16 protein-coding genes and 1 pseudogene are annotated in these 14,633 nt (G+C 35.9%); 15 read left to right on the forward strand and 2 right to left on the reverse strand.

Annotated features, from left to right (window positions below):
* The 11 genes from NST57_RS09305 to NST57_RS09355 all read left to right on the forward strand — a co-directional run bounded on the left by NST57_RS09305 (nucleotide 1) and on the right by NST57_RS09355 (nucleotide 9,811).
* Nucleotides 1-135 (forward strand): hypothetical protein, encoded by a 135-nt coding sequence (locus NST57_RS09305; RefSeq protein WP_341298427.1) that lies wholly within the window; start codon nucleotides 1-3, stop codon nucleotides 133-135.
* Nucleotides 136-261: 126 nt separating this feature from the next.
* Nucleotides 262-2,190, forward strand: coding sequence for a T7SS effector LXG polymorphic toxin (locus NST57_RS09310; protein ID WP_142155142.1), 1,929 nt, complete (start codon nucleotides 262-264; stop codon nucleotides 2,188-2,190).
* A 5-nt stretch (nucleotides 2,191-2,195) separates the two neighbouring features.
* On the forward strand, nucleotides 2,196-2,675 hold the full coding sequence (locus NST57_RS09315) for an immunity protein YezG family protein (RefSeq protein WP_142155143.1): 480 nt from the start codon (nucleotides 2,196-2,198) through the stop codon (nucleotides 2,673-2,675).
* A gap of 921 nt (nucleotides 2,676-3,596) precedes the next feature.
* Entirely contained in the window at nucleotides 3,597-4,514 is a 918-nt protein-coding gene (locus tag NST57_RS09320) for a patatin-like phospholipase family protein (protein ID WP_142155144.1), read from the forward strand.
* A 233-nt stretch (nucleotides 4,515-4,747) separates the two neighbouring features.
* Nucleotides 4,748-5,008 carry a hypothetical protein gene (locus tag NST57_RS09325; RefSeq protein ID WP_142155145.1) on the forward strand — a complete coding sequence of 87 codons (261 nt, stop codon included), beginning with the start codon at nucleotides 4,748-4,750 and terminating at the stop codon, nucleotides 5,006-5,008.
* On the forward strand, nucleotides 4,981-5,376 hold the full coding sequence (locus tag NST57_RS09330; RefSeq protein WP_142155146.1) for a hypothetical protein: 396 nt from the start codon (nucleotides 4,981-4,983) through the stop codon (nucleotides 5,374-5,376). The genes NST57_RS09325 and NST57_RS09330 overlap by 28 nt, the downstream gene beginning before the upstream one ends.
* Before the next feature lie 48 nt (nucleotides 5,377-5,424).
* Nucleotides 5,425-5,898 (forward strand): hypothetical protein, encoded by a 474-nt coding sequence (locus NST57_RS09335; RefSeq protein WP_142155147.1) that lies wholly within the window; start codon nucleotides 5,425-5,427, stop codon nucleotides 5,896-5,898.
* Nucleotides 5,899-6,587: 689 nt separating this feature from the next.
* Nucleotides 6,588-7,337, forward strand: a complete 750-nt coding sequence (locus tag NST57_RS09340) for a hypothetical protein (protein WP_142155148.1) — start codon at nucleotides 6,588-6,590, stop codon at nucleotides 7,335-7,337.
* Between the two features lie 87 nt (nucleotides 7,338-7,424).
* Entirely contained in the window at nucleotides 7,425-7,691 is a 267-nt protein-coding gene (locus NST57_RS09345) for a hypothetical protein (protein WP_142155149.1), read from the forward strand.
* Nucleotides 7,692-8,408: 717 nt separating this feature from the next.
* On the forward strand, nucleotides 8,409-9,338 hold the full coding sequence (locus NST57_RS09350; RefSeq protein ID WP_341298428.1) for a DNA/RNA non-specific endonuclease: 930 nt from the start codon (nucleotides 8,409-8,411) through the stop codon (nucleotides 9,336-9,338).
* Nucleotides 9,338-9,811 carry an antitoxin YezG family protein gene (locus NST57_RS09355; protein WP_341298429.1) on the forward strand — a complete coding sequence of 158 codons (474 nt, stop codon included), beginning with the start codon at nucleotides 9,338-9,340 and terminating at the stop codon, nucleotides 9,809-9,811. Before NST57_RS09350 ends, NST57_RS09355 begins: the two co-directional genes overlap by 1 nt.
* 106 nt (nucleotides 9,812-9,917) lie before the next feature.
* Here NST57_RS09355 and NST57_RS09360 read toward each other — a convergent pair whose 3' ends face one another.
* Entirely contained in the window at nucleotides 9,918-10,379 is a 462-nt protein-coding gene (locus tag NST57_RS09360; protein WP_142155151.1) for a macro domain-containing protein, read from the reverse strand.
* Nucleotides 10,380-10,565: 186 nt separating this feature from the next.
* On the opposite strand from NST57_RS09360, the pseudogene NST57_RS09365 reads away from it, so the two are divergent.
* Together NST57_RS09365 and NST57_RS09370 are read left to right on the forward strand one after the other, a co-directional pair.
* Nucleotides 10,566-11,108, forward strand: a pseudogene (locus NST57_RS09365) (GNAT family N-acetyltransferase).
* Between the two features lie 140 nt (nucleotides 11,109-11,248).
* The gene (locus tag NST57_RS09370; RefSeq protein WP_142155152.1) at nucleotides 11,249-11,830 is read left to right on the forward strand and encodes a phosphatase PAP2 family protein; all 582 of its coding nucleotides are present in this window, start codon (nucleotides 11,249-11,251) and stop codon (nucleotides 11,828-11,830) included.
* 57 nt (nucleotides 11,831-11,887) lie between these two features.
* Here the strand turns inward: NST57_RS09370 and NST57_RS09375 are convergent, their stop codons facing one another.
* Nucleotides 11,888-12,259, reverse strand: coding sequence for an iron chaperone (locus NST57_RS09375; protein WP_341298430.1), 372 nt, complete (start codon nucleotides 12,257-12,259; stop codon nucleotides 11,888-11,890).
* 559 nt (nucleotides 12,260-12,818) lie between these two features.
* Between NST57_RS09375 and NST57_RS09380 the strand changes: the two genes are divergently transcribed.
* Together NST57_RS09380 and NST57_RS09385 are read left to right on the forward strand one after the other, a co-directional pair.
* Complete coding sequence (locus NST57_RS09380; RefSeq protein ID WP_341298431.1) at nucleotides 12,819-13,931, forward strand: response regulator aspartate phosphatase; 1,113 nt, start codon at nucleotides 12,819-12,821, stop codon at nucleotides 13,929-13,931.
* A gap of 462 nt (nucleotides 13,932-14,393) precedes the next feature.
* Nucleotides 14,394-14,615: a hypothetical protein gene (locus NST57_RS09385; protein WP_142155155.1), complete on the forward strand. Its 222-nt coding sequence runs from the start codon at nucleotides 14,394-14,396 to the stop codon at nucleotides 14,613-14,615.
* Nucleotides 14,616-14,633: the final 18 nt, after the last annotated feature.

Consider the following 14,633-nt stretch of genomic DNA (forward strand, 5'->3'; position numbering starts at 1 on the left):
ATGAAAAAAGTAATGATGATGATTACTACTGCTTTGCTATTAGGTACAATTCTTGGAATGCCTGTTGTACAACAAACTCAGGCAGATGCTAAAAATGAGATAGTGTTACTTTCCTCAAGAGGTGCAGGATCATAAAAGGGATGGGGTTTTAATCCATCACTGCGGAGGATAATTGGTTAAAAAACGATAAAGTGGATTAAAGTGTCAGGCTCCTTATGGTATTCTAGTAAAAGAATATGCCATAAAAGGAGTCTTTTTTATATGAAAATATTAGATGCTCCATCTTTACTATCAGCTGTAGAACAGAGATCAAAGGCCTATCATGAGCTTCAAGAAGAAATGAAACTTGTGAAAAAAGCATTAAAAAGTGTGTCGGGCTTAGGTGATGAATTTACTGGAAAAGGTGCAGACAATATCAAATCTTTTTATGAGGATCTTGCGCTGTACACAGACACATATCTTGATTTTATCGATATGCAGAAAGCTTTTTTAGATGGGGTGAAAGGAAAGCTTGATGATGAATCATTAGGCGGGAGTACTTTTATTGATGAGCACTTTTTAGACACTCAATTGAAACAAGGGATTCAGAACAATAAAGATATGGTCAAAGAACAAAAAGAGGCACTTTCCACTATTTTTGACGATATTAGTGATTTAATTGAATTACATACATTTTCAAGTAAAGAGGTCAATGAACATTTAGACGATGCGAACAAAAAAAGAAAAGAGACCATTGAAGTTTTACATCAAATAGACAATGATTTGAAAACGGAATACGCAAAGTCAGAAGCGGTTGAGAATCACCTCAACACTTTTTATGCAAAGATGATGGCTGCTACTGGAAAAGGAAAGAATGCTCAGCCAATGTATTATGATGCAAAAGCATTTCATGAGACAGACGTGTACAAGAACCATGATCAAATTGATGCTCAAGTGAAAGCCTATTTAAAGGTGAAAAAAGAAGAAAAAGAAAAACGAAGAATCAAGGAACTGAAAGAAAAGCTCAATGATCCGTCGTGTCTATCAGAAGCGAAATACTTTGAGATTGTAGATGAGATCGGTTATGAGAATCTCACATATGATCAAAAAATGTATTACAGCCAGCTTCTCCAAATCAAAGCTCAGGAAGAAGCATCGGAGGTATTTATTGATAGTGTAAAAGGTGCTGCAGTGGGTCTATATGATGTGGCAAAAGATACAGTGACCGGAATCTATGATCTTGTCACTGATCCTGGTGGGGCTGTGGAATCAGTTGTAACGGCTGTTTCACATCCAATTGAAACATCGAAAGCGATTGGAAAATCGATTTCAGACTCATTCCAAAAAGAAGTCATAAATGGTGATGCGTATTCTCGGTCACACTGGTTCGCCTATGCGACTGGTTCTCTTGCAGAAATTGTCTTTGGTTCTAAAGGGGCAGGAGCCATCACAAAAACAGGGACAACAGCGGCCAAAACAACAGTGAAGAAAGGCCTTGAACAAGGAGCAAAATCATTAGATAGAGTCTCTATTCCGAATCTATTGCCATACTCACCAAAGTTTCAAATGGCTGGTGGACCGAAGCTCCCGTACAATGTATTTGACGGAGAAAATCTCAAAAATAAACTTCTCTCCATGGCAAAGCGTCTAGACAACAACTCAGGATACGGTATCTCTCAGACAGGCAGAAGATTACCAGCACCTAAATCACCACCGACCGTTGTCAGTTACGGAGAGCACTATGTGCGATGGAAACGCAAAAAGGTATTAAAACCGAATGTCGTTTATTCAACAAAGCAAGGTTACACCTACACAACAGATCACTATGGCCGCATTGTCAAAGTTGAAGCAAATAATTTAAAATATGGAGAGGTCAAAAGAAATCAATATGCTCAATCCAATTCAGGTAAGCCGGATCGATTATCAAAAGATGATGGAGGTCATTTGATAGCCTCTATTTTTAAAGGGTCTGGAGATATTGATAATCTTGTACCAATGAGTTCACAGATTAATCGGAGTGGTGGGAAATGGTACACTATGGAACAGGAATGGTTGGCAGCCTTGAGGAAAGATCCCCCTAAACATGTAGAGGTCAGTATTCGACCTATCTATAAGGGTGATTCATTAAGACCTGATAAGTTCGTAGTACAATATAAAATTGGTGAAAAATTCGAACAACGTGAGACTATTAAAAATCAACCTGGAGGTTAAAGAAAATGGAATCTATAGAACGCTATTACAAAAAAATAGCAGAAACAATTAATGAAATGATCCCATGTGATTGGGGTAAAGTTTGGATGTATGCAGAAATACTTGATGATTCAGCTGGAATTAATTTTTATTTTACTGAAACTAATAATGAAGAACGTATTTATGGGCATCACATTCCTGAGAGATATAGTGTAAGTGACTATGTTTACGACCATTTATTAGTCGAACTCAGTGAAGACTTTGAAGAATTGAAAAAGGAATATATAAAAAATGGTTTAGGTACTTGGACAACAGCTACTCTGGAGCTGGAGAGATCGGGGAGATTCTCAATTGATTATGGATACGAAGATATTCTCAATACAGGGCTTTATGGTATTCAGAGAAGAGAGGTTTGGGAATATAAAACTTTTGGAATTCTACCTGAAGATGAGGAAGATAAAGAAGCAGTACTGAATTATATTAAAAATAAAGAAGAAAACAACTAATACATTACCCGCCTGTACCAATATTTACATCAAGCTCATAAAACGCATTAATAAAGAACGTTTGTACTTTATTAATTTAATCATTCGAAAAGGATTAGCGAACACAATGTTGCTTTCATAATTCTACGGCTGCATTAAAAATGCCCATTCTGACTCCTCAGTAAAATAACCTTAATCTTTTCAATGATGCTGTAGTCGTAAGTAAGGGTCATAATCGCCTCTTGTTGATCATGTGTGTTTACTGTTTTAGGAACAGGGTTTATTCAATGACAATTTTTTTGAAAAAATCTCCATTGTATTTTCTTAAAAAACTGATCGAAACTCGACTATGATCGACCGAAATACAACATCCAAAAGATTATAGGCAGAATTAAACAGACCTTGCAGGGTCTGTTTTTTTATGGGGTCGGATTGGGAACCAACCCTTTCAGTTTTCATCAGTTGATGTAGTTCACCTGATAGGGAAGGAGTCGCTGAATCGAGCCATTCGAAAACATCATTGAAACTTTGGCGTAGCTTTGGTTTTGGTCATTTAGGTTCATTTCATTTTTTAATTAATACAGAACCAAAATCCACCGATAGAATGTTACTGTAAGACATATTTTATATATTCTTTATATTATTTTTAATATGCATTGGGATCAATCGATTGTGATCAAGACAATCAAGATAGGAACGTCACGAAACACGAAACTTACAGTGTGTGTGGCAAGTTGTATGAAAAAAAGAATCTAATGTAAAGACCTAGCTGCCTATATTCATAAATTTTCAGCCATATACATTAAATTAAAAAGTAATTCGAATTGTCTAGAAAAAATGTTCAGAATGTATTTAGTTAGACAATATTACATCGCGTAGACTAAGAAAAAGACCGAATAAAAAATTGAAGTAGGAGATACTAAAAAAAAAGGAGATGATAAAATGCTTGTAGATGGGGTTTTTGAAGGCGGAGGAGTAAGAGGAATTGCTCACATAGGTGGGGTACAAGCTATTGAAGAAAATGGATATCAATGGAACCGTCTTGCAGGTACGTCTGCTGGTTCTATAATTGCAGCTTTATTAGCTAGTGGATACTCTAGTTCAGAAATAAAAGAAGTTATGGAGAGTTTGGATTACAAAAGATTTATGAAGGGAAGTTGGATTGACAAAGTCCCTCTAATAGGGAAAGGTTTAAATCTCTTTTTAAATGAAGGCTTATATGACAATAGCTACGAAGAAGAATGGCTTGATGACCTGTTAAAACAAAAAGGGATTAGAAATTTTGATGACATTGAAGAAGGTAAATTAAAAATTATAATTTCTGATATTTCAAATGGTAGAATGGTTACTATCCCAGATGACCTAGTGAGATATGGTGAATCGAATAAATTCTCTATCGCTAAGGCTGTTAGAATGAGCAGTACAATTCCTTTCTTTTTTCGACCAGTAAAATGGAAAGTGAAAAACCAAAAGACCTTTTACTACATAGTAGATGGTGGGATTCTAAGCAATTTTCCAATTTGGATATTTGATTCTAAAAAATCACCTAAATGGCCCACGTTTGGATTTCGGTTAATTAAAGAAGAGATAACCCCCATACCAATCAAGAATTTTGGTCTGATTGGTATGTATAAATCTATTTTTAAAACAATGATGCAAGCACATGACTTGTATTACTTAGATAAAGAAACCGAAGTAAGGACTATTAAAATTCCAACTGGAACGATTACAAGTACTGACTTTCATTTAAATGAAGAAGAAAAAGCATGGCTTTTTCAGTCTGGTTATAAAGCTGCTACGAAATTTTTAAAAACGTGGGACTTTGAAAGTTATATTAAGAAATTCAGAAGTGAATCATGAGAGGAATTAATATTCCTTTTGTATATTGTTACATTGATAAATTTGTTACGAATGTTCAGCTCCTATTGTAGTTTGCGATTGTTGTTTAACGTGATTATGATTTCGGGTTTTTTATTATATAAATACAATCACAACGAGGTTTAGCAATCTTAAATGAGAATAACATCATACCGACTCAATTGACAAGAACCGAATGAGTGTATAAAAAACACATAATATCAGGAGATTTTAATTTGACAGCGACAGACGATAAAATAAATTCACAATGGTACAATGCCTTAATAATAGACTTAGGATTAGATCCTCAACATTTTCAAATAGTACAAGGGTCAATTTCTATGGAAAGAGTTACATCACAAGAAATATGGCGTTTCTTTAATACAGTACCCTCCGTTTCAATAATAGTAACTACCAACCAAGAAGCCATATTACATTCTCTGATCAGTATCGAAATGTTATTAACAGCTTGGAATTACAAACTGATAATGATATGAAAAAATTACTTAAAGATAAATTTATGAGTTGGGAAGCATACAGAGATAATGAAACTACAGATCCAAAAATTGAGGAATATACTGTAGATGGAAAACAAGATTATTCGAAGTTTGAATTAATCAAGTTCCAAAATTGGGCAATAAAAACAGTTGAGTTTCAATTAATTGAGACTGGTTCAGCAATACCAAGACAAAAAGATATTGTAGCCGAGGCAATTGCTAAGTGGAGATCGGCACCGGCACAAGGTAACTATGTCTATACCGCCATAGCTGACACACTTCAAAACAGCTTAGACATGAGTAGTAAAAAATTCTTACACTTGAACAGTGAAGCAAAAAGTGAGAATGTATCAAATACATGGGTGTAAGGTGTAGTCGATATTTCTGCTGGTTTTTTCGCATCAAAAAATTCTTCGGTGCAAAAGTTTTCAGATGCAATTGACGGAAACAGTATTCGAATTCAAGCTGATTTTAATCAATTTGTAATGTTGCCAGGAGAACCCTTTCGTTTAAAGGATGGTAAATTACCAGAACTTAAGGAGTCTTACCTTTGGTTTGAGCCAGCTGCTCTAAAGTTAGCCAAAGAAAATAACAATAATAAGGTTTGGAAACGCTCCTCTCCTTCCTGGGAGAGTATGTTTGGAACCAACGGTAGCCATAATCACTTAATTGCTGGATTAGTTGTGGTTGATGGTATACATCTGACCATAAAACTGAATGCTGACATACCTAAAGAGGAACGAGATGAATTTGCGGCATTAGTAAAAGAAGGATCATATCCATTGTTTTGTGCTGAAGGTCAAGGTGGATGGGTACATGGTATAGACTTTATCGATGGTGGAGCAATCACAATTACATCATCAAGTAAATTAGGATTATCGGATTCCTAATAAATCCATTAGAAACAATTTTCAACTAATTTTATATATATGTCTGAATAATGGAAAAATAATAATTTAAGCATTGAATACATGCTGGCTCAACCATCAAATTCTATTTAGAAGATAAACTAATTCCAAAAAAGGTCCCTAAAAAGTAGGTAATCAACTTTTTAGGGACCTTTTTTTATTTAAAGTATCTTTTTTATGTCTCATTCTTAATTAACTTAACAGGGGCGTGCGAATATTTTGGATATTCAATAGGGGATAAAACATTTCCCGCCAAATAGAAAAACCATTTCGAATTAATAATTAAATCAAGAAACGATGACAATCATCACCTTTTTTAACCCCTTAGATCGAGGGTTTTTTTGTTTAGATTTTTAAAAATATTAAAATTAAATATTTTTAAAAAATTTTAACAATTTTAACAATTTTGCATCTTTATTTTTTTTTGTATATTCGCAACGTTTTAAGAGAAGAGTATGAGAAGAGAAGGATTATAGTTGATGGCCGGCAAGGGAATTCCACTTCAAATTGTAAAACTTCTCGATATGGATTGGAAAGAGGGGGATTCTAATATTTACTAATTCGAAATTTTAAGAAAGAAAACATCGTAGGGGTTTTTTATTAATGTCGAAATGGTGTAAAAGAAATTGAGTGTTAAATATTAAAAAATTTAAAATACAGGAGGTAGTTCTATGTCAATGGTAAATAAGGCGATTGATGAAATTGGAAAAAAGCAAGATGAAGTATCAAAGAAAATAATGGCTTCACTTCAAATGTTAGTAGCTCTTTCAGAATCAAAGAAAGAAAATATGGAAAATTCAATGAAAGAAAGAATGAAGTCTGCGCTTGTTAACAATGAAATCCCCCCTGGAAGCGCATTATTAACACAAAACTCGGTTCATGTTATGGCTTCTTCAGGACCTGCTGATGGCATTGATCAGGGTTTAAGTTTATTATTTGAGCGTGCTGAAGAGAATTGGAAAAAAGCTTTAAGTAACATGGTAAAAACAGTTTTAGACACGGTTTTAGGAAATGCAAGTGGATCCTCTAGTCAGGAAGATACTTATCTTATTGCTTTAGACGGTAAAGCTGCTATTCCAGGTAAACAAGAAGAATCATTTGTGCCCGTTAGAATTGATCTAAGTGTTTGGACTTATGATTTAAAAAGTTTTGGAGTAGTAGATGAAGCACAAAATGCAATTGTATATGTTGCGAAAAAATCTCTTATCAATTACAAAGATTTGGATAGAAGTACTGTGGATCAGATGTTGAAAAATATAGGCATGGAAAAAGCTCTTCGTGAAGATTTGATAAAACAGATTGAAGATGATAAAAAAGCTCATGAAGAAACCAATAACAATGTAGACAGTATAGTCCCTAAAAATATTAAAGCATATAACATGTTATATAAAAGCTTACAGGAAGCACCACATGGTTTTTAAACATAACACCAAAAGAGTTTCACTTCCTATACTGAATTTGTGAAAAAATAATCATTATTAGAGTCATTATTAGAGGAGGAATAAAAAATGAGGCTACTTTGTGATAATTTAAGCAATGTTCATCAACAGCAAACTTGGGTGGTGGATGGAAAACCGAGCACACTATTACTATTTACTCAGGAAGCATCGTTTGAGTTTCAAAATATTAATGGCTTACAAATTACTGTTACTGCAGGAGGGCATCCTGACACAGCTAATCTGAATTATATAAATGGTAGATGGGTGTTTAATGGAGGAATTAATTTCCAATCAGATATTAGAGGAGATATTGTAAGGGTAAGTTGTTTAGCTTAAACTTGAACAAAAATAAGTAAGTCAGTTAACACTAGTGCTTTTCGCACTAGTGTTAGTCGAATTTATAAATTTTAGGGTAAGAATATTTTTTATCTATCTTACAAATTTACTTTGCTGGGAAACTGTCTATTCCAAATGAAATAACTGCGGTATAGATAGAAAATAAAATTTGGAAAATAGTTGTGCCATGGAGCATATAATCAATCCAACTCTTTATTTATTCTTGCCATTCGGCGTTATTAAAAGTTTGCAATGGTAAAGTAAGGGATAAAATCACACTCTTGCTATATTTACCACATATCAAAATGGATTATTAGAGGAATTACAGAATTAGTTCATGAAAAATAAGGAATCTTTAAAAGATAACAATATTTGTTTTTGCACTATCCTTAAGAAAGAAATGAGGGAAATTTGATAATGAAGTTTTACTTCGCAAATGGCCAACAAGTGGTTTTCATTTATGAAAAAGGAACCATCAGGAAAAAGCCGCAAATTGGAGGAGCTTTTTCTTTACCACTAGATTCATTGGCTGAAAGGAAGAGACAGTGAGATAAGTCAGCAGAAAAGAGTTTTTCAACGAGCAGAAAAAGGAAGTAGGATTTTTCAAAGAGAATAACACTAAGTATCGGTAGAATACCTCCGAGGTCGCTTTAAAAGTAGCTCTATTAACCAATGAAATTACGTCCTTTTTAGAAATTAACCAAACGAGAGACAGTTGTGACAGCTGTTTCACATCCAATTGAAACATCGAAAGCGATTGGAAAATCTATTTCTGATTCATTCCAAAAAGAGGTCATTGAAGGTGATGCCTACTCGAGATCACACTGGTTCGCATATGCGACTGGTTCTCTAGTAGAAATTGTCTTTGGTTCTAAAGGTGCAGGAGTCATCACAAAAACAGGGACAACAGCGGCCAATACAACAGTGAAGAAAGGCCTTGAACAAGGAGCAAAATCATTAAATAGAGTCTCTATTCCGAATCTATTGCCATATTCACCAAAGTTTCAACTAGCAGGTGGAGGGAAACTCCCTTATAACGTGTTTGACGGAGAAAATCTCAAAAATAAACTTCTCTCCATGGCAAAGCGACTAGACAACAATTCAGGATACGGAATCTCTCAGACAGGCAGAAGATTACCAGCACCCAAATCACCACCGACCGTTGTCAGTTACGGAGATCACTGTGTGCGGTGGAAACGCAAAAAGGTATTAAAACCGAATGTCGTTTATTCAACAAAGCAAGGTTACACCTACACAACAGATCACTACGGACGCATTGTCAAAGTCGAAGCAAGTGATTTAAAATATGGAGAGGTCAAAAGAAATCAATATGCTCAATCCAATTCAGGTAAGCCGGACAGATTACTGGATGATGATGGTGGACATTTAATTGCGTCAATTTTCAAAGGGTCAGGCGATATTGATAATCTTGTTCCAATGAATGGAAATTTAAACAAAGGTGAATGGAAAAAACTTGAGAACACTTGGGCTGATGCTCTTCAAAATGGTGATGAAGTTAAAGTGAAAATAACTCCTAACTATAAGGCTGATTCTCTACGTCCTGAAACTTTTGATATTAAGTATAAAATCGGTGATGATGAATGGGAAATCAGACGATTTGATAATGTGTATGGAGGTAAAAAGTAATGAAAGAAGAAGAACTAGAATATGTATATAAGCTGATAGTTGATGTTGTAGTGGAAACCATACCGGTCAAGTGGAAAAAGGTCTATTTATATGGTGAGGTAGTTGAAGGTTCACAGACTGCTTACTTTTATTTTTTACCTGAAGAAAATGATAGTAAGCCGGTATATAGTCATGAGATAACTGAATTGTTTGAAGTGAGTGAACATGAATACAAAGAAAGGTGGCATCAATTAGTCGACTACATCCAAGAACTTGGGAGAGTGTTTGAACAAAGTGGTCAAGCACCTTGGACAAATTTTACAATGATAATTGATGAAACAGGATATTTAAATATAGAGTTTAATTATGATGACCTTTCGAATACAAACCCTCATGAAAGAAAAACTATTTGGAAATATAATCATCTAGGCATTATACCTAAAAGCAATTCGAGTAAAAAACATTTAGAAAAGTACCTTTCTACTTTGAAGTAAAAATCGTTCTGAGAATATTAAAGAAATACAGACTAGAGAACATAATAAGAGCACTCATTCCAAGCAGAAAGGGTGCTCTTATTCACTCTAGAATTTCTCATTTCACCTATTTAAACCGATAAACCGTCACTTCACACTCACCAAGGACCTCTTCCATCATCTCTCGAACAACCGTCCAATCGCCACCTGCCAAGCCGCAGCCGATCCCATAAGGAAAGGCGATAGAATGAAGGGGATTCTCTTCATTTGGATTTGTCACTGTCTGTTTTAGATGTTCAAAGCAGCTGCGTAACGCGTCGTCATCCGTTTGTTTTGTTTTTCTTCCGTATCCAACTTGGGCGAATAAGTTGGCAATGGTTTTTCCGTCGCTCGTTGTGATGAGCTGAACGGAGCTTAATAAATCATCTCCTTGTTCTGCACATAACCGTTTATAGTCTTTATACACATTTGGATATTTGCTTTTGATCTGCTTTGCTAACCCTGCTCCCATGACACCCTTACAGTTCACCTGATGACAGATGATGTCTTCTTTTGCCTCTAAGATGTTGCCTTCTACCGTTTTAATCATTTTAAGTCATCCCTTTTCAACAAAATACAAACTTATGTTCTATTATAGCAGTATTGAAGACATTATTTCATTGCAAAATGCGCTTGGGCTTTAAAAAATGGAGTAGTCTATACGATCAAATTGTCAAAAACAGTGCATGTCATCTAAAATAGTGAAAGATAAAGAAGATACAGTAAGGAGAGTCTTATGGATAAAATAGAAACAAATCGTTTAATTCTTAGACCATTTCGTGATGAAGATGCACCCGGAATGCTTGCATACTTGTCTCAACCAAGAGTGAATTGTTTTCTGGATGATCAAATCTCTACATTAGAAGAAGCGGTCGCTAAGGTGCAAAAAAGAAAAGCAGATCACTCTTATATGGCGGTTTGTTTAAAAGAAAGTCAGTTGATTATCGGTGAATTGTTTCATTTAAAAGATGAACCGGACACGTATTCGATTGGCTGAAATTTTCATGCGTCATATGAAGGAAAGGGATATGCCCGTGAAAGTGCTGAAGCGCTCTTGTCATATCTATTTGTCAATAAAGGAGCAAGGCGTTTATATGCATATGTAGAGGATGACAATGATCGATCTCAAACATTATGCGAACGTTTAGGTATGAGGAAAGAAGGCTTCTTTCTTGAGTTTGTTTCATTTACTACAAATGAGGATGGCACCCCTAAATATGAAAACACCTATCAATATGCTTTGCTGAAAAAAGAATGGGAGCAGTATCATTCTAAATAGTGCTTTGTTTCTTGGTATCCGAATGACAACGAAGTGACAAAAATGTGAGATGATCCCTTTATTTTGTTCGCTCGATCGATGTCACGGTCTTCTTTTTTCATTTATCCTTTTCCTAAACGAAGCAAAAGGAATGAAATGAGATGCAGGAGTTTAATGAACGGGTATTTCGGTCGATTAATCAGCTTAGTATGAATCACGATGTCTTAAATCCAGTTCTTATTGGGTTGGCTGAACATTCAGTGATGTTCATTGCGATCATGGTTTTGATCATGTGGTTTCAAAACCGGAGGAGAAGAAACAGGTGGATGATGATATCTGCTGGGTTGACCTTTATCTTGGCAGAGATGCTAGGGAAAATCGCTGGGATCTTTTATTCCAATCAGCAACCCTTTGCAGAATTGAATCAAGTTAATCTTTTAATCGAAAAGGAAGTGAATAACTCTTTTCCGAGTGATCACACCATTTTTATTTTTTCCATTTGTATGGTCTTTTGGCTTTTCCACAAGCGTCATATTTATTGGCTTTTCATTGCCTGCGCTGTAGGATTTTCAAGGATTTGGGTAGGTGTTCATTATCCATTTGATGTGTTGGCAGGTGCTGTGATCGCCTGTTTAACGGCGGTAACGGTTGTTTATTTGCCGCTATTCCAAAAGGGCGTAAATGTACTTCTGTCGTGTTATGAATGGGTGGAGCAGAAATGGACAGGAGAGAGAACCAAATAAAATGTAAGTCCACGAAAAAACACCCCAATCTGTTATGAAATCAGATCGGGGTGTTTATTATTTTCGCCAAAACGTTGAACAATCCGCTTTGTCTTCAATATTAAATTCAATGATTTTTTTAAGTAGAGGATAATCAATGGGGAAGCTTTCTTTCATGCGAAACATCTTTTTTCCATGATCATAACCAGCTTGTACAATTTCAGCTGAAAAGTGATCAATTCCTTTTCCTTCTGGTGCGACAGAAATGTGATGTTTTGCAACACTAAACCCAATAATAAACGTCCCGTGATCTGTGAACATGGGCTGATTCCATGCAATTCTTGGCTCTAATTGAGGAAATGTGTCTTCAATCCATTGTAAGATGTCTTGCATGCGCTGTTTCAGCTCTGGATGACCGATATTGCTTACATATTCTTCAAAAACCTGCATTGTTTTCATCCTCCATATTCATCAAGCCTCAGACGGGATTCGAACCCGCACTCCTTTCGTAAGCATAGGCTAGGGGGCAACACGCTTCCCTACGGAATTTCACCGACAGGAGTTTCACCTGTCTCAGCTCATTTGCTTTTCGGTGCTTCTGAAACCCTTGCCTTGCGACCCGCTAGCTACAATTGTTTTACGGCGCTCTTCCCTTCTAGAGCTACTGAGGCACGGAAGTTCTTGTTCATATTATATAGAGAAACTTGAAAAATGAAAAGCAGTGCTCATGATTCAGGGCCATCGCACAAAATAGTCAATGGAATAAATCCAAAAAGCCCAATAAGGGCTTTTTTCAATTCAACCGTATCTTTTGGAAGAAAAAAGACGGAATTTTTAGTGTATACATCATTGACTAGGAGAAAGAAACGCAATAACAAAGGAATCAGTTATTGAAGATTCAAGTGATTCATATTAAAATGATGTCAAATGGACGAATTAGCAATTGCTAATAGAAGTTCCATATTTAGTGAAATCATGTGGTGTAGCTGAAGGTGATTGGGGGTGTAGAATGAGCAAAGTTCCTGTGGCGGAATTGGCATCACTATTAAATGACTGGAACATGGAAATCAAAAAAGATCATGCAGATGAGGCAGAACGGCTATTTGCTAAAGCGAAACAAGCAGTAGAGGAAATTGATGATGCTGATATCCTCATGTATTATTCTCTTCTTGAGAAAAGGCATCACATTCTGATGTACAATTTAAGAGGGCAAAAAGGCAATGTTTCAACGAAAAGTATAGAAGGTCATTATGGGAAAAAAGATGATGATTTATCTAATCGCCTTGCTTACTATTTTGATTTTTATGAGGGTGTGTATGAACAGCATCAGGGGAATTATGAGGTTGCATTACAGATGTATCAAAGTGCGGAAAAGCTCTTAGATAAAATTCCAAGTGAAATCGAACGCGCTGATTTCGATTTTAAGATCGCGTGGCTTTACTATCGCCTGAGTCATATCATGCTTTCATTAAGTTATATTCGCAGGGCTCTGCACGTCTATAAACGTCACAAGCACTATGAAAGAAGAACTGCACTTTCATATTCTCTTATTGCAGCCAACCTTACAGAGATTGGCCGGTACGAAGAAGCGCTTGAGAATTATCGTATGGCGGAAGAGGTGTTAACTAGCGAACATGATGATTTTATGCTGGCTCAGCACCACCATAATGTGGCCATTTTATATTCATTTTGGAATAAACCGAAAGAATCTATACGACATCTTGAAAAAGCATTGTCTCATCAAGAGTATTATGATTCAGATTTCTTTTTCCATTCTACGTATCTGATCAGCCGGGAACTCTGTGTGATTGGTGAAAAGCAGCGTGCAAGCCAGTATATTGAGGCTGCATATGCCCGAATGAAAGATGCTTCTCATGAAGTGTTTCAGCTCAAAATAGGCATCGTACATGATCTTTACTTAACGAATGTACCACAAAGATTTCAGCAAATTGATGAGAAATTAAGAAAGTTAGAAGAAAAGAATGAATATCATGAAGTGAAAGAGCTTTCTCACTTTTCTGCAAAGTATTGTGAAAAGCAAGCACTTTATGAGCAGTCTGTTTTTTACTTGAATAAAAGTTTAGAAGCGGATTTACATATGAAAAGAATGGGGTTGATATAAGATGAAAACAGGATTAAAAGTATTATTCGTTGTGGGTTTAGCGGTCGCTGCGGCTGTTTTAACTGAAAATGTAGCGGGTTCTTTCGAAGTAGCAGAAAAAATCATTGGTGGTTAATCACCCAATCATATCTCGCCCTTGTTGATGATCATCAGCAAGGGTTTTTTATATGGGTGAAAATAGGCTCTTCTTATTAAACGCTGCAAGAACGTTTAATAAGAAGAATTCGCAACAAAGGGGGTGTGCAAATTTGTTACCTGCTCCATTATTCTAAATAAACATAGGGCAGAGCAACAAGTTAAAAAGGTCACCTTTCTTTGCTTAATTTAATTTTTTGCAGGACTTTTCATTCAAATTTTATCAAATTGGTCTATTGTACATAGAAATTGTTACAAAAGAGGGAACACCGCTCCATTTGTCACGCATATGATGAGATGAAGTGTAAGTTGAAGGCAGGTGATTGTATGGATCCACGGGTGTATGGAGGCTTTCATGGCGGCGGTTTTGGCGGCGGAGCAGTGGGACCTCATATTGGCTTTGGCGGGTATTATGTGAGCCCTGGCGTGTTCTCGGGCTTAGGAGGTTACCCTGGATATGGGGGATATGGGACATTTTCTGGCTATTCTCCATATGGCTCCACGTTCATTATGGGGCGTCCTCCTGGTTTTTATGTCAGAAGTTATTAGTGTTTCATCACAGTGATT

Origin of the sequence: Bacillus sp. FSL M8-0077 (assembly GCF_038050255.1) — a bacterium.
Classification (GTDB): Bacteria; Bacillota; Bacilli; order Bacillales; family Bacillaceae; genus Bacillus; species Bacillus altitudinis.

Coding starts and splice junctions, on each gene's coding strand:
- NST57_RS09305 (WP_341298427.1), top strand. CDS start 1: ATGAAAAAAGTAATGATGATGATTACTACTGCTTTGCTATTAGGTACA.
- NST57_RS09310 (WP_142155142.1), top strand. CDS start 262: ATGAAAATATTAGATGCTCCATCTTTACTATCAGCTGTAGAACAGAGA.
- NST57_RS09315 (WP_142155143.1), top strand. CDS start 2,196: ATGGAATCTATAGAACGCTATTACAAAAAAATAGCAGAAACAATTAAT.
- NST57_RS09320 (WP_142155144.1), top strand. CDS start 3,597: ATGCTTGTAGATGGGGTTTTTGAAGGCGGAGGAGTAAGAGGAATTGCT.
- NST57_RS09340 (WP_142155148.1), top strand. CDS start 6,588: ATGTCAATGGTAAATAAGGCGATTGATGAAATTGGAAAAAAGCAAGAT.
- NST57_RS09345 (WP_142155149.1), top strand. CDS start 7,425: ATGAGGCTACTTTGTGATAATTTAAGCAATGTTCATCAACAGCAAACT.
- NST57_RS09355 (WP_341298429.1), top strand. CDS start 9,338: ATGAAAGAAGAAGAACTAGAATATGTATATAAGCTGATAGTTGATGTT.
- NST57_RS09360 (WP_142155151.1), bottom strand. CDS start 10,379: ATGATTAAAACGGTAGAAGGCAACATCTTAGAGGCAAAAGAAGACATC.
- NST57_RS09370 (WP_142155152.1), top strand. CDS start 11,249: ATGCAGGAGTTTAATGAACGGGTATTTCGGTCGATTAATCAGCTTAGT.
- NST57_RS09375 (WP_341298430.1), bottom strand. CDS start 12,259: ATGCAGGTTTTTGAAGAATATGTAAGCAATATCGGTCATCCAGAGCTG.
- NST57_RS09380 (WP_341298431.1), top strand. CDS start 12,819: ATGAGCAAAGTTCCTGTGGCGGAATTGGCATCACTATTAAATGACTGG.
- NST57_RS09385 (WP_142155155.1), top strand. CDS start 14,394: ATGGATCCACGGGTGTATGGAGGCTTTCATGGCGGCGGTTTTGGCGGC.